Genomic DNA, 20318 nt, shown 5'->3' with positions numbered 1-20318 from the left:
GCCAGCAGCAAACCAAATGGGCCGATCAGGGGCGGTAGAGTCTGCTCGCGAGCCTCGGTGACGCCCGCGCTGTAGCCCGCTGCAATGGCGGGTTTGATTCCGGCTGGTTAAAACTCCCGCTTTTCAAGAAGGCGTCCCCGCTCGTCAGGAGCGGCGCGCAGGCATTCGCGGCGGCTGTGCCTGTGAACGCTGGAATGCTCGTAAAATCGAGCATACGAGCCATAAGGAGCGATTTATCGAGCATGAAGGTCAATCAAGAGATGGCTGCCAGCCCGGCCGTGCTTGCCGAGACAAAGCACCTGGGGCAACTGCTCTCCCGTCTCCGTATAGCGAGAGGGGTCCATCAGAGCGAGGCAGCCACGCGAGCCGGACTGTCGCGCAATACCGCCTACCGCATCGAAAAGGGCGACCCTGGCGTGGCGATCGGTCAGGTGGTTCGATATCTGGAAGCGTTTGCTCCCGGCCTGCGCCTGCATGACTTGCTCTCCGAGACGGATCCGGCGCTCAAGTCGCTCGATGCCCGCACCCGTCGTCGACGAGTTAGCGTTCTGTCGGAGAGGGAACTCAAGGAGCTGGACTTCTAATGGCAGCAACGATCGCGAAGCTCGCGAGATCGCTGCGAACACTTCATCAGTGAGCCGGAGGGCATCGCAGGCCCGGCCGTCAACCGTTGTTGTATCCGCCGTCGCAGTCAGCCTCCATCGATTACCGCCATCCGTCGCCCGCAGTTGCAAACAGCAACGGCCCCGCCGCTCACGCCAGCATGTCCACCACCATCACCACCACCGACGCCGCCATCAGCGCGACGGCAAGCCACCCCAGCACCCTCGATGCGACGCCGCTGCCCGGCTGGCCGGCCGCCCCGCGCCGCTGCGCGAGCAGCATCACGAGCACGAGCATCGGCACCGCGGCGATGCCGTTGAACACCGCGCTCCAGTACAGCGCCTTGATCGGATTGACCGGGCCGAAGCAGATCGCGATGCCGATCAGCACGCACAGCGCGAGCACGCCGTAGAACGCCGGCGCGCGATGCACCGGCTCGTTGAGGCCCTCGCGGAACTGCCATGCCTCCGCGCAGCCGTAAGCGGCGCTGCCGGCGAAGGCCGGAATCGCCAGCAGCCCGCAGCCCACGATGCCGAACGCGAACACGACGAACGCCGCTTCGCCCGCGATCGGCCGCAGCGCTTCGGCGGCCTGCGCCGTCGACCCGATGTCGTGCCGGCCGTGCGTGAAGAACACCGCCGCGCCGATCACCATGATGCAGAACGACACCGCGTTCGTGACGATCATCCCGGTCCACGTGTCGAACGTGATGCGCCGCTCGGTGTCGCGACGGGTCGCGGGCGCGCTGGCGGTGTCGCCATCGCCGTTGCGCCGCTCGGCCTGGGTTTCCTCCACTTCGAGCGCGGCCTGCCACACGAACAGATACGGGCTGAGCGTCGTGCCGAGCACCGCGACCGCGGTGGTCGCGTAGTCGTGCGTGAACGCGATGTGCGGCAGCACCAGCGTATGCAGCAGATTGCGCCAGTCGACGTGCACGAAGCCGAGTTCCAGCACGTACGCGAGCAGGCCGAGCGTCATCCATTTGAGCCAGCGCGCATAGCGCTCGTACGACATCAGCACCTGCAGCGCGAGCGACGCGATCCCGTACAAGGCCGCGTACCAGTAGCTGCGCCCGCCGGCGACGAGCGCGGTCGCGTCGCCCATCGCGGCGAGATCGGCGCCGACGTTCACGACGTTGACGATCACGACCATCACGATCAGCGTTTTCGCGAGACGGTCGGAGAAGTGCTCGCGGATGCCGGCCACCAGCCCCTTGCGGTTGGTGCGCCCGACGAACGCGGCCGCGAGCTGCACGACGACCATCATCGGCAGCGTGACGACGATCATCCACAGCATGTTGAAACCGAACTGGCTGCCGGCCTGCGCGTACACCGCGACGTTGCTCGGATCGGCGTCGGATGCGCCCGCGAGCAGGCCGGGGCCGAGCCGCCGATACCAGGGCTTCGCGGCCGGCGCGGGCGCGGACGTGGATGTCGAGGTGGGCGCGGCGTGCGTTGCGTCGTCGTTGCGCAGGTCGCTCATTCGGCGTCTCCGCGCGTGCCGTGCGCCGTGCCGGCGTCGCGCGCGAGTCGCGCTGCGGTGCGCAGCGCGTCGACCAGCGTCCGGTACGCGCGCTCGCGCGAATCGGCGCCGCGCGTGCGCAGCACGTAGGACGGGTGATACGTCGCGACGACGAGGCGGCCGTCCGGCGAGCGCAACGGCTGGCGCGCGCGTTCGAGCGTCGCGTCGTTGTCCTGCAGCACCGCGCGCAGCGCCGTCGCGCCGAGCGCGACGATCACGCGCGGCGCGAGCGTCTCGAGTTCGCGCTCGAGCCAGTAGCGGCACGCGGCGACCTCCCGCTGCGCCGGCGTCTTGTGCAGCCGGCGCTTGCCGCGCGGCTCCCACTTGAAGTGCTTGACCGCGTTGGTCACGTACACGCGGGCGCGATCGATCCCGGCTTCGTCGAGCGCACGGTCGAGCATGCGGCCCGCCGCGCCGACGAACGGCACGCCGGTCCGGTCTTCCTGATCGCCCGGTTGCTCGCCGACCAGCATGATGCGCGCGTCGGCGGGGCCGGCGCCCGGCACCGGCTGCGTCGCGTGTTCCCACAGCCCGCAGCGGCGGCACGCGTCGAGCGTGGCCGGCGCGTCGTCATCGGCGTCGCCGCCGGGCGCGTCGGCCGCGTCGGGCTGCGGCCGCTGCGACGGCTTGGCGTGCTGCGCCGCATGCGTCGGGTGTCGGGACGTGCGTTCCGTCATGCGGCGCCTCCCACGCAGCCCGACGCGTCGGCGTGCGCCGCGCGGCATGCGTCGCGCCCGCATGCGGGCGGCTTGCTGGGTTGGCGGTTCGGCCGTGCGCGCATCGAGGGGCTCCCGTATCGACGATATCGCGTCGATGCAGCAACCGGCATGCCGGGGACTTTCAATATGGGCGCGCAGTTTGCGCGGGGGCCGTATCCGCTGAATGGAGACACCCGATGCATACCCCCCGCGTCAACGATCCGGCGGCCGACGACGTGCTGCTGTGGCGTTCACCCGACAGCGTCCCGCCGCGCCCGCGCCGGGTGCTGGTGGTCGACGACTACCGCGACGCGGCCGATGCGCTGCAACTGCTGCTGGAGGCGCGCGGTTTCGAATGCCGCGTCGCCGACGATCCGTTCGCCGTCTGCGCGCTCGCGCGCGACGGGCAGCCGTTCGCGATCGTGCTGGACATCGCGATGCCGGGCCTCGACGGCCTGCAGCTCGCGACGCGGCTGCGCGCCGACCCGCGCACCGCCGACATGCTGCTCGTCGCCTGCAGCGCGCACGCGTCGCAGCGCGATCGCGAGCGTGCGCGCGAAGCAGGCTTCGACGCGCACTGCGCGAAGCCGCTCACGCCGCACCGGCTGCTCGCCTACCTGGAATCGGCGAGCGGCGGGCGGCGCTGACGCGCGCGGCGCGGGACGTTACACGACGCTTGTAAAACGGTGCCGGGGCGGCGCGGCGGCGGGCTCGCGCGCCGGTATCTTCCCGGCTGGGTCTGCCCGGGCGAATCATGCACAATACCGGGCATTCGAGAACCGGAGACTAGGCCCGTGGGAATCAATTTCGATTTGACCGACTTGCAGGCGTTTCGCGCGGTGGTGGAGCTGGGGAGCTTCCGTAAGGCCGCCGAATCGATCAGCATTTCGCAGCCCGCGTTGAGCCGCCGGATCGAGAAGCTGGAGGACGCGCTCGGCGTGCGGCTGTTCGAGCGCACCACGCGCAGCGTCACGCTGACGACCGTCGGTCGCGTGTTCGCGCCGAGCGCCGAGCAGCTGCTCGACGATCTCGACGTCGCGCTGCTCGGCATCCGCGACGTGTCGTCGAGCCGCCTCGGCCATGTGACGATCGCCTGCGTGCCGTCGGTCGCCTATTACTTCCTGCCGAACGTGATCGCCAGCTACCATCGCCGCTTTCCGCGCATTCGCGTCAAGCTGCTGGATGCGAGCGCGAACGAGGTGCTGAGCGCCGTCATCAGCGGCGAGGCCGATTTCGGCGTGAGCTTCATGGGCAGCCAGGAGCCTGAAGTCGAATTCCGGCTGCTGCTGCAGGAGCGCTTCGTCGCCGCATGCCGGCGCGATCATCCGCTCGCGGGCAAGAAGCGCGTGACGTGGAACGAGCTCTATGCGTACGACTACGTGTCGGTCGACAAGACCTCCGGCAACCGTCTGCTGCTCGATCAGGCGCTGACCGCCGTCGCGCCGCGCGCGGCGAGCGTGTGCGAAACCCGTCACGTGACGACCATGCTCGGCTTGATCGAAGCCGGGCTCGGCGTGGCCGCGGTGCCGTCGATGGCGATGCCGGGGCGCGACCATCCGGTGCTCACGAGCGTGCCGCTCGTCGAGCCGGTGGTCAAACGCCGCGTGGGGATCGTGAAGCGGCGCGGACGCACGCTGACGCCGGCCGCCGAAGCGTTTCACCGCGCGGTGCTCGATGCGCGGCGCGGCGCCGCGGCCGGCAGCGAGGCGGCGGCATGATGCGCGCATCCGCTGCCGTTCCCGCATACGCATCCGCAACCGCAACGGCGGAGCGCGCCGCATCGTGACGACCGCAACACCGCTTCGTTCGTTGTACGTGCAGGTCCTGCTCGCCATGGCGCTCGGCGTGAGCGTCGGCCACTTCTGGCCGCATGCGGGCGCGCTGCTCAAGCCGCTCAGCGATGCCTTCGTCGGGCTCGTGCGGATGATGATCGCGCCGATCGTGTTCTGCACGATCGTGTCGGGCATCACGTCGCTGGCGAACGGCCGGGCGATCGGCCGCACGATCGTGCGCGCGCTCGCGCTGTTCTATCTGCTGACCGCGGCCGCGCTCGCCTTCGGGCTCGTCGCCGCGTTCGTGCTGCGCCCCGGAGCGGGCATGCACGTCGACGTGCATCACCTCGATCCGAACATCCTCGCGCCATACGCACGGCAGGCGCCGCCGCGCGGCCTGGTGGCGTTCGCGCTCGACGTGATCCCCGACACGATGCTGGGCGCGTTCCGCAACGGCGACGTGCTGCCAGTGCTGCTGCTGTCGCTGCTGTTCGGCTTCGCGCTGAATGCGCATCCGCAGGCCGGGCGGCCCGTGCTGGCGCTGATCGACGGCGTCGCGCAGGTCGTGTTCCGCGTGCTCGCGATGATCATGCGGCTCGCGCCGCTCGGCGCGTTCGGCGCGATGGCGTTCACGGTCGGGCGCTTCGGTATCGGCTCGGTCGGCTCGCTGGCGTGGCTGATCGTGTCGTTCTACGTCGCCTGCGTGCTGTTCGTCGCGCTGGTGCTCGCGCCGCTCGCGCGGCTGCACGGCTTTTCGCTGTGGCGGCTGTTGCGCTACATCCGCGAGGAGTTGCTGATCGTGCTCGCGACGTCGTCCACCGAGCCCGTGTTGCCGCGGCTGATCGTCAAGCTCGAGGCGCTCGGGTGCGACAAGGGCGTGGTCGGGCTCGTGCTGCCGGCCGGCTATTCGTTCAACCTGGACGGCACCGCGATCTATCTGACGCTCGCCGCGATGTTCATCGCGCAGGCGTGCGACGTGCCGCTGTCCGCGCCGCAGATCGCCGCGCTGCTGGCGGTGATGCTCGTCACGTCGAAGGGCGCGGCCGGCGTGTCGGGCAGCGGGCTCGTGGCGCTCGTCGCGACGCTCGTCGTGATGCCCGACCTGCCGGTCGCGGGCGTCGCGCTGCTGGTCGGCATCGACCGGTTCATGTCCGAGGCGCGCGCGTTGACGAGCGTAATCAGCAACGCCTGCGCGGTGATCTTGGTGGCGTCGTGGGAAGGCGCATGCGACCGTGCGCGCCTCGTGCGGGTGCTGAGCGGCGCCGGGACGGCCGGCGCGGACGAGGCCGAAGCCGGCGCGTAGTGCGCGTAGTGCGGCGGGAAGGCGGGGAAGGCGGGGGAGAGCGGCGGAAGCGCGGCGGGAAGCGCGGCGTCGTGCCCGCGCCCGCCGCACGTGCTCAATGCGCGGACACCGAATCCAGCCCGGTCGACTTCACTTGCGGCTGCACGTCGGGCGACGCGAGATAGTCGAGCAGCGCCTTCGCTTCGGCCGGATGTTGCGCGCCGACCGGGATGCCGGCCGCGAAGCGCGTGACGGACTGCAGCGCTTCCGGAATCTTGCCGACGTAGGTCGCGCCCTTGACGGGCAGCAGCTCGCTGACCTGCTGGAAGCCGATTTCGTAGTCGCCGTTCGCGACCACCGAGGCGACCGGAATCCGCGGAATCATCTTCGCCTTCGATTTGACCTGGTCCTCGATGCCGAGCTTCTTGAACAGCTCGCGCTCGATGTAGACGCCGCTCGCGCTGTCCGAGTACGCGATCGATTTGGCATGCAGCAGCACCTGCTTGAGGCCGTCGGCCGTGCCGATGTCGGGGGTCGGCGCGCCGGCGCGCACCACCATGCCGATGCGCGAATCGGCCAGCTCGACGCGCGAGCCGGCGATCACCTTGCCTTGCCGGATCAGGTCGTCGAGCGCGTAGCCGACCATGATCACCGCGTCGGCCGGCTCGCCGCGCGCGAGCCGGTTCGGAATCGCCTCGGCCGACTTGCCCATCGACGGGCCGAGCGCGGTGTCGAGCGTGTTGCCGGTGTGCGCTTCGAACTGCGGGCCGAGCAGCTTGTAGGCGGCCGTGAAGCCGCCGGAGCTCATCACGTGCAGCTCGGCCGCCTGCGCGGTCGTGGCGAGCGCGGCGGCGACGAGCGCGCTCGCGCAGAGGGTGTGGAACAGTTTTTTCATGGTCGTGTCGATCGTCGTGGTCGAGCGGTGTCGGGGCAGCGATGCGGCTGCGGATTTCAGTGCGTCAGTGCGCGGGCGTGAGCGTCGCCGGCTGGCGGCGATACAGCGCGAAGGTCGCGAGCAGCGCGCACACCGCGGCGAGGCTCATCCAGTAACCGGGCGCGGCCTTGTCGCCCGTCGTATGGATGAGCGCGGTCGAGATCGCCGGCGTGAAGCCGCCGAACACGGCGGTGGCGAGGCTGTAGGCGAGCGAGAAGCCCGCGACGCGCACTTCGACCGGCATCACTTCCGTCAGCGCGACGACCATCGCGCCGTTGTAGATCCCGTACATGAACGACAGCCACAGCAGCACGAGCAGCATGTTGATGAACGACGGCGCGTGAGCGAGCAGCGACAGCGCCGGATACGCGGTGGCGATCGCGAGCAGCGTCATGCCGACGAGCAGCGGGCGGCGGCCGATGCGGTCCGACAGCGCGCCGCCGATCGGCAGCCACACGAAGTTCGACACGCCGACGCACAGCGTCACGAGCAGGCTGTCGGCGGTGCTCAGGTGCAGCACCGTCTTGCCGAAGGTCGGCGCGTAGACGGTGATCAGGTAGAAGCTCGTGGTGGTCATCGCGACCAGCATCATCCCGGCGATCACGACGCCCCAGTTGCGCGCGAGCGTGGCGAACACTTCCTTCATGCCCGGGCGATGCCGGCGCGCGGTGAACTCCTGCGTTTCCTGGAGATTGCGACGCAGCATGAAGATGAACGGGACGATCATGCAGCCGACGAAGAACGGCACGCGCCAGCCCCACGCGGCGATGGCCGACGTGCTGAGCCAGTGATTCAGCGCGAAGCCGAGCGCGGCCGCGACGACGATCGCGACCTGCTGGCTGGCCGACTGCCAGCTCGTGTAGAAGCCCTTGCGGCCGGGCGTGGCCAGTTCGGCGAGATAGACCGACACGCCGCCCAGCTCGGCCCCGGCCGAGAAGCCCTGCAGCAGCCGCCCGGCCAGCACCAGCACCGGAGCCAGCATGCCGATCGTCGCGTAACCGGGTACGAACGCGATCAGGATCGTGCCGCTCGCCATGATCGCCAGCGTGACGATCAGGCCCTTGCGGCGGCCGACGTCGTCGATGTACGCGCCGAGCACGATCGCGCCGAGCGGACGCATCAGGAAGCCGGCGCCGAACACGGCGAAGGTCATCATCAGCGACGCGAATTCGCTCGCGGCCGGAAAGAACACCGCGGCGATCTGCGTCGCGTAGAAGCCGAACAGGAAGAAGTCGAATTGCTCGAGGAAGTTGCCGGCCGTCACGCGGAATACCGCGGCGGCCTTCGAGCGTCCGGTCGAAGGGCTGGACGAGGGATGCATCAGGGTGTCTCCATGAAAGCGGGAAAGGCGCGGGGCGCGATCGATTGTTGTTTCGCCAATGTTCGCCCGGAGACGGCAAAACGAGAAGTGCGATTTTTGCAGCGATTGATGTTGTTTCGTTATCAATCGGCGCGCGGGCCGAGGACGAAACCAGGACGAAAAAAAGCCCCGCATTGTGCGGGGCAGGTCGGCTCAACTGCCGCCGAATCCGGATGACGCGTCAGTTTCAGTGATGGCCGCGGGTGCGCGGGTCGGTCAGATCCTCGGTCGGGTCGGTCAGCCCGAGCTCGTCGCTGGCGCTCCAGTACGGCGTGCTGCCGTAATACTCGTGCAGCGGCTCGGCCCATTGCGGGTCGGCCATCGCCGGCCAGTGATCCTTGTCGAAGCCCGGCGCGTTCTTGATCCGCTCGGACGACACCGACAGCAGGAAGCACTTGCGTTCGGTGTCGAGCGTGAGCGCGCTCCACGGGATCGCGAGCAGCTTGTCGCCGATGCCGAGCAGGCCGCCGCTCGACAGCACGGCGTACGCCACGCGGCCCGAGCGCACGTCGAGCATGATGTCCTTGATCTTGCCGACGTCGTCGCCGTCGGTCGTGTAGACCTTGTTGCCTTCCAGCGTGTCGGCGGCCATCACGTCGGGACCGGGGCCGGCTGCGGTCGCCGCGCCCTTGCCGATGATGCGGGCTTGTCCTTGGTCGGTAGTCTGCATGGTTGTCCTCCTGGCTGTGTAGGCGCGACCGTGCCCGGGATGGGCCCTGCGGGTCGCGCGGGTGGTCGGGCGGGGCGCGCGCGCCCCGTCACGTCTGCTTCGGTTGCGACACGCCTTCCAGCGTGTTGGCTACTTCGTCGCGCGCGGGGCTGGCCGTGCGCGTCGCGATGTCCGCGAGCGACAGCATGCCGACCAGCCGCTTGTCGTGGTCGACGACGGGCAGCCGGCGCAGCTGCGCGTCGGCCATGTAGTGCTGGATCTCGTCGAGCGAATCGTCGACGAAACACCATTCGATCGGGCCCGACGCGACTTCGTGCACGCGCGTTTCCGGCGGCTTGCCCGCCGAGATCGCACGCACGGCGAGATCGCGGTCGGTGACCATCCCGATCAGCCGGTTGTTGTCGCACACCGGCAGCGCGCCGATGTCGTAGCGCTCCATCAGTTGCGCGGCATGACGGATCGAGTCGGTCGGCGCGATGCGCACGACGTCCTGCGACATGATTTCGTTGACGCGATGCATTGAGGTCCTCCTCGCGAATTGGGAGCCGGGTCATGCGCTGCCGCAAGCGGCGTGCCGCGGAGTGCGCGTCGCCCGGCCAGGGTCATTCGTCGCGGCGCTTGGCCGGGTCCTGCCAGGGGCCGTCGTCATGCGTGCCCGGGGGCGTGTCGGGGTCGATGCGCGTGACGCCGCCGGTCGCGGGCGGGTCGCTCGCCGGGAACGTGTCCTCGAGCTGCTCGTCGATGTGGCGCTCCGAGCGGCCCGTCTTGGTCTGATCCTGGTCCTTCAGCGGCGGCTGCGGGTCGGGATGCCGCTCCTGTTCCGGCGTATCGATGCCGGCTCGGGTCGAATCGCTCATGGCGTGGCTCCGTATCGTTGGCGTTGACGTGCCGATGGCGCAACCGGCGTGCCTGCAACGCGCGGCGGCACACGATTTGCCGTCTGCGTGGCAGAGGACCACGCGCGGCGCCGCACGCACACACGCACACGCAGTCCACACGCAATCGAGCGGGAGGCACGATGACCATTCCAAAACGACGACCCGGAGTGCGCTACGAAGTGAACGTATGTGGCGGCGGCTTCGATTCGGTGAAGAGCCACTTCAGCGCATGGAAGCGGGAGCCGCTGATTTACCGGCCCGAGCGGCGGATGTTCGAGGGCAAGGCCGACGTGCGGCCGCTCGACGAGACCTTCGGCTCGACCGAACCGGCGCGGTTCGCGCTGCAGACCGCGTGCGAGCCGGCCGACGCGTATGCGCTCGCCGCGCGGGTGCGCGACGACGGCCGCGAGCTGTGGCTCGTGATGGCCGCGTACGAGAGCTAGCGCGATGCCGTTGAAAGAATTGCAGCGCGCGGTGTAGGGAAGACATGGAATGCGATCGCGCCGCGGCGCGCGGCGGCGGGCGGCCCGTCAGGACGCGCGTGTCGCGGCGGCATAGCGCTTGCGGGCCTTTGCGAGCCTTAGCGGGCCTGATGATCGCGCGCACGCGCGACAGCGGGCGCCGCCATGTGGAGATCGGCGCCGCTTGCGCCGACACGACGCGATGAACGACTGCCTATGAACCCGATCGTTATCCGAGAGCTGCATCGCCCCGAGCCGCCGATGCCGGACGTCGAGCCGGAGCCCGAGCCGCCCGCGCCGACCGAGGTGCCGCCCGGCGTGCCGGAACCGTACCAGGATCCCGAGGGCGACCCGCCCGGGCACCCGCCGCCCGAGCGTGAGCCGCCGACCCGCGAGCCGCCGATCCGGGCGCGAGGGGCGCGGCGGGCGGTGAAATCCACAACGTTGATGGAGGTCCCACGATGAATATCCGCGTGAAACCCGGCATGTTGCGCGACGTGGCCGAGACGCTCGGCCGTCATTTCGACGCACGCGAGATGCCGTTTCATGTCGAGGAGCGGCCGGCCGGCGCGCTGCATATTGGCTTTCGCGTCGACGGCCATCCGGCGTCGCTGACCGTCACGTTCGACGCCGACGCGTTCGCCGCGCTGGAACACGCCGGCGTCGGGCGGCAGCGCGGCGCGCTCACGCGCGTCGCCGCCGAATTCGACACGATGATGGCGCGCCGCGCGCCCACCGCGTATGCGGGCGATTTCCACTTCAACCGGCTCTGAGCCGGGCCGTTCAGGCCGGCGCGGTGCCGGCCACTTGTCACGGAGGATTCGATGAAACCGATCCAGACGATACGCGTGGGCGCCGTTGCGTTCGCCGCCGCGTGCGCGCTGGGCGCATGCATGCAACCGCGGCCGAACGACGCCGCCCACGCTGCGCCGCCGGCGCCTCCGGGCGCGCACGGTCCGCAGCCGACCACGACGATGCCGGACGCGAACACGCGTTACGACACGCGGCCGTCGCCGCACAACACGCTGCCGGCCGGTGCTGCCGGTGGCGAGCCGGCCGACGTGCCGCCGCCCGGACCGAACGGCGCAGAGGGCGACGCGCCGCTGCCGGGCACGCCGCCGCCGATGCAGTACTGAGGCGAGCGGTTGGTGCTGCGGGGTGGGAGCGGGCGGGACGGGGGCGCACGTGACGCAGGACGCGCTCGACACAAGAGGCGCAAGAGGCGCAAGACGCGCAAGACGCGCAAGACGCGCAAGACGCGCGGCCACCAACGTAGCCCCGCGCGCCACGCGCTCCGTCGCCGTCCCCCAAACCCCCGCCGCGCGCCCCCCGCCCCCGCAACCCCCGTGCCCCGCCCACCCCCGAACTTCCCGCCGCTTGTAAAAAAGCGGTTTCGCGCGCCGCCAACACCAGGGTACGAACCCTTGAGAGCCGCGCCGGACGGCGCTTTGCCGTACTGGCACGGAAGCTGCATCGATTCCCGCATACGAATTCCGCACACCGTCAGGAGGACATCGATGTCAGTCACGCTTGCGCTCCAGATGCGACAGCACCTGGCACTCACGCCGAGGCTTCAGCAGTCGCTTCGTCTGCTGCAGTTGTCTTCGCTGGAATTCCAGCAGGAATTGCGGCAGGCGCTCGACTCGAATCCGTTTCTCGAAGATGGCCAGGGCGACGACGAGGCGCCGGCCGATACACCCGAACATACCGCCGAGGCGGCCCCGCAGGACACCGCGGCCGAACGCGACGACGTGCGCGCGCCGGACGGCGACGTGTCGTACACGGCGGCCCCGACGATGCGCGGCACGGGCCGCCAGGGCGAGGATGGCGGCGATCTGTCGCCGGGCGAATGGATGGCCGCCGAGCCGTCGCTGCATCGGCATCTGCACGACGCGCTGCGGCTCTATCCGCTGAACCGGCGCGATCGCGAGGCGGCGCGCATCGTGATCGACGCGCTCGACGAAGACGGCTACCTGCGGCAGGAACTCGGCGATCTGCTGGGCGCCGCCGATCCGGCGCTGCTGGTGTCCGAGCAGGATCTGGCGGTCGCGTTGCGGTTCGTGCAGATGCTCGATCGGCCCGGCATCGCCGCGCGCTCGCTGTCCGAATGCCTGCTGCTGCAGCTCGACGCGATCCCGGCCGGCACGCCGGCGCTCGCCGAAGCGAAGGCGATCGCCCGCGACCACCTCGAACGGCTCGCGCGCCGGGAAACGGCGGAGATCCAGCGGCGCGTCGGCTGCAACCAGCAGACGCTGCAAGCCGCCTGCGCGCTCGTGCGCGGGCTCGATCCACGCCCCGGCAATCACTACGGCAGCACGCGCGGCGACTACGTGGTGCCGGACGTGATCGTGCGTCAGGTGCGCGACGAATGGATCGTCACGATCAACCCGGCCGTGCTGCCGCGCGCGCGTCTGCACGAGCGTTACGCGACGTTGTTCGCGCAGTCGAGCGGCGAGCGCGATTCGCCGCTCGGCCAGCAGCTGCAGGAAGCGCGCTGGCTGATCCGCAACGTGCAGAAGCGCTTCGACACGATCCAGCGCGTCGGCGAATGCATCGTCGCGCGGCAGCGCGACTTCTTCCGCTACGGCGAGATCGCGATGAAGCCGCTCGTGCTGCGCGACATCGCCGAGGAGCTCGATCTGCACGAATCGACCGTGTCGCGCGCGACGGGCAACAAGTACATGGCCACGCCGCACGGCACCTTCGAGTTCAAGCATTTCTTCCCGCGCAAGCTCGAGGCAGCCGGCAAGGGCGTGTGCTCGGCATCGGCCGCGAAGGTGCTGATCCGCGACATGATCGCGGCCGAGCGCCACACCGATCCGCTGTCGGACGTCGCGCTCGCGCAGAACCTCGCGGGGCGCGGCATTCTTCTTGCGCGCCGTACCGTGACCAAGTATCGCCAGGCGATGAAGATCCCGCCGGCCGAGATGCGCCGGCGCGACGCCGCATGACGATACCGTTCGAACTGCGCGCGGCCCGCGAGCCGCGGCCACCGCGCGCGTCACCGAAAGGAGGCAAGCGATGCCAGCCAAATCCCAGGCACAGCAGCGCGCCGCGGGGGCCGCCCTGTCGGCCAAGCGCGGCGACACGAAAATGAAGGATCTGAAGCCGCCGTCGAAGTCGATGGCCAAATCGATGAGCGAGAAGGAACTCGAAAAAATGGCCTCGACGCCGACTCACGGCAAACCCAAGCACAAGCACGATTCTTGACCGCGGCGAGCGCGCCGCCGGTCACCGTCAACCAGGAGGAATTCATGCTTCGATACGCTGTCATCTTCTTCGTCATCGCGATCATCGCCGCCGTGTTCGGCTTCGGCGGCATTGCGGCCGGGGCGGCCGAGATCGCGAAGATCCTGTTCTACATCTTCGTCGTGATCTTCCTGGTCACGCTGCTGCTGGGCGTCGTGCGTAGATGACGGACGCGCCCGACCGTTCGCAGCGCATCGCCGAACTCGAACATGCGCTCGCGAACGGGTTTCCGTCGCAGTCGACCCTCGTCGTCCACGCGGATGATGCCTCGGGCCGGCTGACGATCCAGGTGTCGTGGGTGCGCGTGCCGGCCGACGAGCGCGCACGCCAGTGGCGCTGCGTGGTCGACCTCGGCTTCGCGCCGGACGTGCTTGCGCGTTACGCGTCGCTCGGCACGGCCGACCGCCTGCGCGTGCGCACGCACGTGTGCGACCTCGCACGCCGCGCGGTGGATGACCAGAAGCCGCGCGTCGAGGATGCCGAGATCGAATGCCGCGTCGCGGTGGACGTGACGCGCGCCGAACTCGACGACGCATTGCGCGCGCCCTGACGCCGCACCCGCGGCCCGCCGCGCCATCGCGCGCCGCCCCGGCGCGGGCCGTTTTTCCGTAGCGGCGACACGCCGTCACGCGCACGTCGCCGCTCCTGACCGAATCGATACGAGGATGCCTGCATGACGAACTCCGCTCCATCCGGCAGCCAGCCTTCCGCCGCACCGCAATCCGACAGCGCGAAGGCGCGTCAGCTCGACGAGCACCGTCAACACCCTGACGGCGAGGCGTTGCGCACCAACCAGGGCGTGCGCATCGCCGACAACCAGAACACGTTGCGTGCCGGCGCGCGCGGCCCGTCGCTGCTCGAAGACTTCATCATGCGCGAGAAGATCACGCACTTCGATCACGAACGGATCCCCGAGCGCGTCGTGCATGCGCGCGGGTCGGCCGCGCACGGCGTGTTTCGCGTCTACGAGTCGATGGCCGACTACACGAAGGCCGCTTTTCTGCAGGACCCGGCGGCCGAGACGCCGGTGTACGTGCGCTTCTCGACCGTGCAGGGCCCGCGCGGCTCGGCCGATACCGTGCGCGACGTGCGCGGCTTCGCGGTGAAGTTCTATACCGAGGAAGGCAACTACGATCTGGTCGGCAACAACATGCCGGTGTTCTTCATCCAGGACGCGATCAAGTTTCCGGACTTCGTGCACGCGGTGAAGCCCGAGGCGCCGAACGAGATGCCGACCGGCGCGTCCGCGCACGACACGTTCTGGGATTTCGTGTCGCTCGTGCCCGAGACCACGCACACGGTGCTGTGGCTGATGTCCGACCGCGCGCTACCGGCGAGCTATCGCGCGATGGACGGCTTCGGCGTGCACACGTTCCGGTTCGTCAACGCGGCCGGCGCCGAGCATTTCGTGAAATTCCACTGGCGGCCGGTGAGCGGCGCGTACTCGCTGTTGTGGGACGAGGCGCAGCGCATCGCCGGCCACGACCCGGACTTCAACCGCCGCGATCTGTGGATGGCGATCGAACGCGGCGACTATCCGGAGTTCGAACTGGGCGTGCAGCTGATCGACCCGGCCGACGCGCGCAAATTCGACTTCGACCTGCTCGACCCGACCAAGCTGGTGCCGGAGGAGCTCGTGCCGGTGAAGCCGATCGGCCGCATGACGCTGAACCGCAACCCGGACAACTTCTTCGCCGAAACCGAACAGGTCGCGTTTCATCCCGGTCATGTGGTGCCGGGCATCGACTTCACGAACGATCCGCTGCTGCAAGGGCGGCTGTTCTCCTACACCGACACGCAGCTGAGCCGGCTCGGCGGCCCGAATTTTCACGAGCTGCCGATCAACCGGCCGCTGTGCCCGTTCGCGAACAATCAGCGCGACGCGATGCACCGGCAGACCATCGCGGTCGGTCAGGCGTCGTACGAGCCGAATTCGCTGAACGGCGGCTGGCCGCGCGAGACGCCGCCGGCGCCTGCCGGCGGCGGCTTCGAGACGGTGCCCGAGCCGCTCGAAGGCACCAAGGTGCGCGTGCGCAGCGAATCGTTCGCCGACCATTTCTCGCAGGCTGCGTTGTTCTACCAGAGCATGACCGACATCGAGCAGCGGCACATCAGCGATGCGTATTGTTTCGAGCTCGGCAAGGTCACGAAGCCGGAGATTCGCGCGCGCGTCGTGAACGACATCATCGCGCGATTCGACGCGGGGCTCGCCGCGGAAGTGGCCGAGCGGCTCGGCTTGCCCCCGCCGCAGACCGCGACGACGCCGGCCGTCGCGCGCCTCGCGCCGTCGTTGAGTCTGGTCGGCCGCGCGAAGCCGACGATCCGCTCGCGCAAGATCGCGCTGGTCGCGACGCCGGGCGTGAGTCAGGCGCTGGTCGACCAGGTGCGCAGCACGCTGGCGGCGGCGGGCGCGGTGCCGACCGTCGTCGCGCCGACGCTCGCGCCGATCGGCAGCATCGTGCCGCAGGCGACGCTCGCCGGGATGCCGTCGGTGATGTTCGACGCGGTGTTCGTCTGCGGCGGCGACGGCCGCGAACTCGCGCACAACGCCGACGCGTGTCACTTCGTGCGCGAGGCGTTCAAGCACCTGAAGCCGATCGCGGCGGTCGGCTCGGGCCGTCAGCTGTTGAGCGCCGCGCATTTGCCGGACCCGGCCGAAGGCGTGTGCGTCGGCCACGTGGCCGATCTCGACGCGGTGCTCGGCGCGTTTTCCGGCGAGCTCGGCCGGCACCGCGTCTGGGCGCGCGAGCAGCAGGCGGCCGAGCTGCCGGCGTAGCGCCGCACCGCGCGCCCGGCTCGCGCAGACGGGCGCGCCTGCGGCAAGGAGGAACAGGGATGCCACCGCGGATGATATGGAAAGGCGCGATCAGCTTCGGGCTGGTGCACGTGCCCGTGCAACTGTTCCCGGCGACGCGCACCGTCAAGCCGTCGTTCCGGATGCTCGACAGGCGCTCGATGGACCCGGTCGGCTACCGGCAGATCAACAAGCGCACCGGCAAGGAGGTCACGCGCGACGACATCGTGCGCGGCTACGAGTACGAGAAGGAGCGCTACGTGGTGCTGACCGACGACGAGATCCGCTCGGCGAATCCGGAATCGACGCAGACCGTCGATATCCTGACCTTCGTCGACGAGGACGCCGTGTCGTTCCTCTATCTCGACACGCCGTACTACCTCGTGCCGGACCGCAAGGGCGAAAAGGTCTACGCGCTGCTGCGCGATGCGCTGAAGGACAGCGGCAAGATCGGCATCGCGCTGGTCGTGATGCGCGATCGCCAGCATCTGGGCGCGCTGATTCCGGTCGGCCCGCTGCTCGCGCTCGATACGCTGCGCTGGCAGGACGAGCTGCGCCCGCTCGACGAGCTGTCGGTGCCGGCCGACGACGCCAAGCGTGCCGGCGTGACCGCACGCGAGTTCGAGATGGCGAAGAAGCTGATCGACGACATGTCGGGCAAGTGGACGCCCGACGAGTATCACGACACGTTTCGCGACGACATCCTCGAGCTGGTCGAGCGCAAGGTGCGCGCGGGCAAGATCGAGGAGATCGAGGAGCGTCCGGCCGAGACCGGACGCACGGCGACCAACGTCGTCGATCTGACCGAGCTGCTCAAGCGCAGCTTGCGCAGCGGCGATGGCGGCGGCGGCCGTGCCGCGCGCGATGCGGAGGACGACGGCGAAGCGGATGAGGCGGACGCCGCGCCGCGCGGCGGCGCCCGGCGCAAGCCCGCCGCGAAATCGGCGTCGAAGGGCGCGGCCGCGAAGTCAGCCGCGAAGCCCGCGGCGAAGCGGCCGGCCGCGAAGCGCGCGTCGGCGGCCGAGCATGCGACGAAGAAGACCGCCGCGCGTCGCAAGCACGCGGCCTGACGGTGCGCGATCCAGTTCACGCGAGGTGACGCGATGGCAGGCAAGCTCGATCCGTATCGCCGCAAACGCCATTTCGACGCGACGCCCGAACCGGATGGCGCGGGTGCGCGGCGGCGCGCGAAGCCGCAGCCGCAGCCCGATGGGCGTGCGGCCCCACGCCGGCCGTTGCGTTTCGTGATCCAGGAGCACCATGCGCGGCGGCTGCACTACGACTTCCGGCTCGAACTCGACGGCACGCTGAAATCCTGGGCGGTGCCGAAGGGACCGAGCTTCGATCCGGCGGTGAAGCGTCTGGCCGTGCACGTCGAGGATCATCCGGTCGAATACGCGTCGTTCGAAGGGCAGATTCCGGCCGGCCACTACGGCGCCGGCTCGGTCGTCGTGTGGGACGAAGGCACGTGGACGCCCGACGGCGGCGTCGCAGGCGCGCGCAGCGGCTATCGTGCGGGCAAGCTGACGTTCCGGCTCGATGGCGAGAAGCTGCACGGCGGCTGGGCGCTGGTGCGCAGCGGACGGCAGGAGGGACGCCAGGAGCAGTGGCTGCTGATCAAGGAGCGCGACGAAGCGGCGCGCAGCGCCGATGAATTCGACGTGGTCGGCGAGCGGTCGGGCAGCGTGCACGACGGTGAGGGCGGGGCATCGTCGGCGGCAGGCGGCGCGGGCGCGGACTCGCACGATGCGACGGCGCGCACGGGTGGCGGCGGCCCTAGCAAGCGCGCCACGCAGACCGGCAAGCGCGCCGCGCGAAGCGGCGAGCGCGCGGCACGAGCCGCCAAGCGCGCCGATGACCGCGATCGCGCGACCGCTCGCGCACACGTTCGCGATGGCGACCGCGCCGCGGCCAGCGACCGTGCTGCCGCACGCGACCCCGGCGCCGCCAGCGTCCGAGCTAGCGCCGGCGACGCCGACCGCACCCCTCGCCGTACGCGTACTCCCGACCGCGCATCCGCCGGCGACCGCGACCCCTCCACCGTCGAAGGCGCCGTGCGCGCGCCGCTGCCCGAGCGCATCGCGCCGCAACTGGCGACGCTGGTCGACGCGCCGCCCGCCGACGCCGACTGGCGCTACGAGCTGAAATTCGACGGCTACCGGATCCTCGCGCGCATCGCGGGCAAGGGCGCGCGTCGCCACGTGAAGCTGATGACGCGCGAAGGCCGCGACTGGACCGCGAAGCTGCGCGCGCAGCGCGATGCGCTCGCGGCGCTGCCCGTCGACGACGCCTGGCTCGACGGCGAGGCCGTCGTGCTCGGCGCGAACGGCCTGCCCGACTTCCAGGCGTTGCAGAACGCGTTCGGCGCCGGGCAGTCGGACGACGTTACGCTGTTCGTCTTCGACCTGCCGTATCTCGACGGTTACGACCTGCGCGATGCACCGCTGGCCGCACGGCGCGCGCTGCTCGAGCCGCTCGTCGCCGACAGCGACCCGACCCGGCTGCGCTTTTCCCCCGATCTCGGCGACGACGTCGCATCGCTGATCGCGAGCGCCTGCGACACCGGCCTCGAAGGGCTGATCGGCAAGCGGGCGGAATCGCGCTATCGCGGCGGACGGTCGGCGGCCTGGATCAAGCTCAAATGCCGGCGCCGGCAGGAATTCGTGATCGGCGGCTACACCGAGCCGTCGGGCAGCCGCCACGGCTTCGGCGCGCTGCTGCTCGGCGTGCACGACGCGCCGCCGGCCGGCAAGCGCCCGCGCGCGGCCGCGCCGCTGCGCTACGTCGGCCGCGTCGGCACCGGCTTCGACGCGCGCGCGCTCGACCGGCTCGCGGCGCTGCTGCGCCGGCACGAGCGCGACACGACGCCGTTCGAGCCGGCGCCGCGCGAACGCACGCGCACGCGCGTGCACTGGGTCGAGCCGACGCTCGTCGCCGAATGCGAATTCGCGGAATGGACCGGCGACGGCATCGTGCGGCAGGCCGCGTTCATCGCGTTGCGCGACGACAAGCCGGCGACGCAGATCGTCCGCGAAATGCCGAAGCATGTGGAAACGGAGGGAGCGATGGAGCGACAGCACAGCACGCCCGACGCGGGCCATGAACGCAAGCGCGCGTCGCGCGCCGCCGACGATACGGGCAAGCGCAAGCCAAACGCGCGCGCGAGCGCGTCCGCGCGCACCGCACGTGAGGACGGCGACGCGGAGCTGTCCGGCCGCGTGCGCATCACGCATCCCGAGCGCGTGCTCGACCCGGCGAGCGGCACGCGCAAGATCGACCTCGCACGCTACTGGCAATGGGTGGCGCCGTGGCTGCTGCCTGACCTGAAAGGGCGGCCCGTGTCGCTCGTGCGCGCACCGGGCGACATCACCGGCGAGCTGTTTTTCCAGAAGCACGCCGAGCGCCGCGAGATTCCGTTCGTCACGCAGCACCCCGGGCTCGATCCCGGGCATGGGGCGCTGCTGTCGCTCGACAGCGTCGATGCGCTGCTCGGCGCGGCCCAGATGGGCACGATCGAATTGCATACGTGGAACGCGCACGCATCGAACATCGAGCGGCCCGATCGCATCGTGTTCGACCTCGATCCCGATCCGGCGCTGCCGTGGAGCGCGATGATCGAGGCCGCGCAGCTGGTGCGCGGGCTGCTCGACGAGCTCGGCCTGCGCTCGTTCTGCAAGACGAGCGGCGGCAAGGGGCTGCACGTCGTCGTGCCGATCACGCGGCACATGGGCTGGGACGACGTGAAGGCGTTCTCGCGCGCGCTCGCGCAGCACGTGGCGGGCGCGTTGCCCGAGCGCTTCACCGCGACGATGGGGCCGCGGCACCGGCGCGGCAAGATCTTCATCGACTACCTGCGCAACGGCCGCGGCGCGAGCACGATCGCCGCCTATTCGGTGCGCGCGCGGCCGGGGCTCGGCGTATCGGTGCCGCTGCACTGGGACGAGGTGCCCGACACGACGGGCGGCGCGCAGTGGACCATCGACACGCTGCACAAGCGCCTCGAGCGCTTGAAGCGCGACCCGTGGGAAGGCTACGACGACACGCGCCAGCGCATCACCGCGCAGATGCGCGCGCGGCTCGACGGGGCGTGACGCGT

General features: G+C 70.0%; 22 protein-coding genes. 15 read left to right on the top strand and 7 right to left on the bottom strand.

The annotated features are described in order from the left end of the window. Positions 1 to 242: 242 nt before the first annotated feature. On the top strand, positions 243 to 584 hold the full coding sequence (locus tag EX20_RS05245; protein WP_034192851.1) for a helix-turn-helix domain-containing protein: 342 nt from the start codon (positions 243 to 245) through the stop codon (positions 582 to 584). Positions 585 to 753: 169 nt separating this feature from the next. Here EX20_RS05245 and EX20_RS05240 read toward each other — a convergent pair whose 3' ends face one another. Then, entirely contained in the window at positions 754 to 2085 is a 1332-nt protein-coding gene (locus EX20_RS05240) for an NRAMP family divalent metal transporter (protein ID WP_034192850.1), read from the bottom strand. Beyond that, complete coding sequence (locus EX20_RS05235) at positions 2082 to 2801, bottom strand: UdgX family uracil-DNA binding protein (RefSeq protein ID WP_014725682.1); 720 nt, start codon at positions 2799 to 2801, stop codon at positions 2082 to 2084. Before EX20_RS05235 ends, EX20_RS05240 begins: the two co-directional genes overlap by 4 nt. Before the next feature lie 218 nt (positions 2802 to 3019). Here EX20_RS05235 and EX20_RS05230 point away from each other — a divergent pair, with 218 nt between their 5' ends. The 3 genes from EX20_RS05230 to dctA all read left to right on the top strand — a co-directional run bounded on the left by EX20_RS05230 (position 3020) and on the right by dctA (position 5897). Beyond that, complete coding sequence (locus EX20_RS05230) at positions 3020 to 3469, top strand: response regulator (RefSeq protein WP_014725683.1); 450 nt, start codon at positions 3020 to 3022, stop codon at positions 3467 to 3469. Positions 3470 to 3616: 147 nt separating this feature from the next. Beyond that, positions 3617 to 4540 carry a LysR family transcriptional regulator gene (locus EX20_RS05225; RefSeq protein WP_014725684.1) on the top strand — a complete coding sequence of 308 codons (924 nt, stop codon included), beginning with the start codon at positions 3617 to 3619 and terminating at the stop codon, positions 4538 to 4540. Positions 4541 to 4604: 64 nt separating this feature from the next. After that, positions 4605 to 5897, top strand: a complete 1293-nt coding sequence (dctA, locus tag EX20_RS05220; RefSeq protein ID WP_034192902.1) for a C4-dicarboxylate transporter DctA — start codon at positions 4605 to 4607, stop codon at positions 5895 to 5897. Between the two features lie 94 nt (positions 5898 to 5991). Here the strand turns inward: dctA and EX20_RS05215 are convergent, their stop codons facing one another. From EX20_RS05215 to EX20_RS05195, 5 genes are all read right to left on the bottom strand, one after another. Next, complete coding sequence (locus EX20_RS05215; RefSeq protein ID WP_034192849.1) at positions 5992 to 6771, bottom strand: substrate-binding domain-containing protein; 780 nt, start codon at positions 6769 to 6771, stop codon at positions 5992 to 5994. A 64-nt stretch (positions 6772 to 6835) separates the two neighbouring features. Further along, positions 6836 to 8131 (bottom strand): MFS transporter, encoded by a 1296-nt coding sequence (locus tag EX20_RS05210; RefSeq protein ID WP_014725687.1) that lies wholly within the window; start codon positions 8129 to 8131, stop codon positions 6836 to 6838. A 226-nt stretch (positions 8132 to 8357) separates the two neighbouring features. Next, a complete protein-coding gene (locus EX20_RS05205) occupies positions 8358 to 8840 on the bottom strand; it encodes a PRC-barrel domain-containing protein (RefSeq protein WP_011879870.1) in 483 nt (160 codons plus the stop codon). Between the two features lie 88 nt (positions 8841 to 8928). Further along, the gene (locus EX20_RS05200; protein ID WP_011879871.1) at positions 8929 to 9360 is read right to left on the bottom strand and encodes a CBS domain-containing protein; all 432 of its coding nucleotides are present in this window, start codon (positions 9358 to 9360) and stop codon (positions 8929 to 8931) included. 82 nt (positions 9361 to 9442) lie between these two features. Then, positions 9443 to 9697 (bottom strand): hypothetical protein, encoded by a 255-nt coding sequence (locus tag EX20_RS05195; RefSeq protein WP_014725689.1) that lies wholly within the window; start codon positions 9695 to 9697, stop codon positions 9443 to 9445. Between the two features lie 161 nt (positions 9698 to 9858). Between EX20_RS05195 and EX20_RS05190 the strand changes: the two genes are divergently transcribed. From EX20_RS05190 to ligD, 11 genes are all read left to right on the top strand, one after another. Next, on the top strand, positions 9859 to 10161 hold the full coding sequence (locus EX20_RS05190) for a hypothetical protein (RefSeq protein ID WP_011879873.1): 303 nt from the start codon (positions 9859 to 9861) through the stop codon (positions 10159 to 10161). 234 nt (positions 10162 to 10395) lie between these two features. Then, positions 10396 to 10644: a hypothetical protein gene (locus EX20_RS05185; protein ID WP_034192848.1), complete on the top strand. Its 249-nt coding sequence runs from the start codon at positions 10396 to 10398 to the stop codon at positions 10642 to 10644. Then, positions 10641 to 10952 (top strand): hypothetical protein, encoded by a 312-nt coding sequence (locus tag EX20_RS05180; protein WP_034192847.1) that lies wholly within the window; start codon positions 10641 to 10643, stop codon positions 10950 to 10952. Before EX20_RS05185 ends, EX20_RS05180 begins: the two co-directional genes overlap by 4 nt. Before the next feature lie 51 nt (positions 10953 to 11003). Further along, complete coding sequence (locus EX20_RS05175; RefSeq protein ID WP_011879875.1) at positions 11004 to 11315, top strand: hypothetical protein; 312 nt, start codon at positions 11004 to 11006, stop codon at positions 11313 to 11315. 381 nt (positions 11316 to 11696) lie between these two features. After that, a complete protein-coding gene (locus tag EX20_RS05170; protein ID WP_034192846.1) occupies positions 11697 to 13130 on the top strand; it encodes an RNA polymerase factor sigma-54 in 1434 nt (477 codons plus the stop codon). 70 nt (positions 13131 to 13200) lie between these two features. Further along, complete coding sequence (locus tag EX20_RS05165) at positions 13201 to 13389, top strand: DUF3008 family protein (protein WP_011879877.1); 189 nt, start codon at positions 13201 to 13203, stop codon at positions 13387 to 13389. A 44-nt stretch (positions 13390 to 13433) separates the two neighbouring features. Next, a complete protein-coding gene (locus EX20_RS05160) occupies positions 13434 to 13595 on the top strand; it encodes a DUF1328 domain-containing protein (protein WP_034192901.1) in 162 nt (53 codons plus the stop codon). After that, positions 13592 to 13978 carry a DUF3022 domain-containing protein gene (locus EX20_RS05155; RefSeq protein WP_034192845.1) on the top strand — a complete coding sequence of 129 codons (387 nt, stop codon included), beginning with the start codon at positions 13592 to 13594 and terminating at the stop codon, positions 13976 to 13978. The genes EX20_RS05160 and EX20_RS05155 overlap by 4 nt, the downstream gene beginning before the upstream one ends. Before the next feature lie 123 nt (positions 13979 to 14101). Then, on the top strand, positions 14102 to 16204 hold the full coding sequence (gene katE, locus EX20_RS05150) for a catalase HPII (protein ID WP_034192844.1): 2103 nt from the start codon (positions 14102 to 14104) through the stop codon (positions 16202 to 16204). Between the two features lie 59 nt (positions 16205 to 16263). After that, positions 16264 to 17292: a non-homologous end joining protein Ku gene (locus EX20_RS05145; protein ID WP_034192843.1), complete on the top strand. Its 1029-nt coding sequence runs from the start codon at positions 16264 to 16266 to the stop codon at positions 17290 to 17292. A gap of 33 nt (positions 17293 to 17325) precedes the next feature. Next, complete coding sequence (gene ligD, locus EX20_RS05140) at positions 17326 to 20313, top strand: DNA ligase D (protein ID WP_034192842.1); 2988 nt, start codon at positions 17326 to 17328, stop codon at positions 20311 to 20313. Positions 20314 to 20318: the final 5 nt, after the last annotated feature.

Source organism: Burkholderia sp. WP42, from assembly GCF_000745665.1.
In the GTDB taxonomy this organism is placed as follows: domain Bacteria; phylum Pseudomonadota; class Gammaproteobacteria; order Burkholderiales; family Burkholderiaceae; genus Burkholderia; species Burkholderia vietnamiensis.
This window is presented reverse-complemented; position numbering and strand designations above follow the sequence as displayed.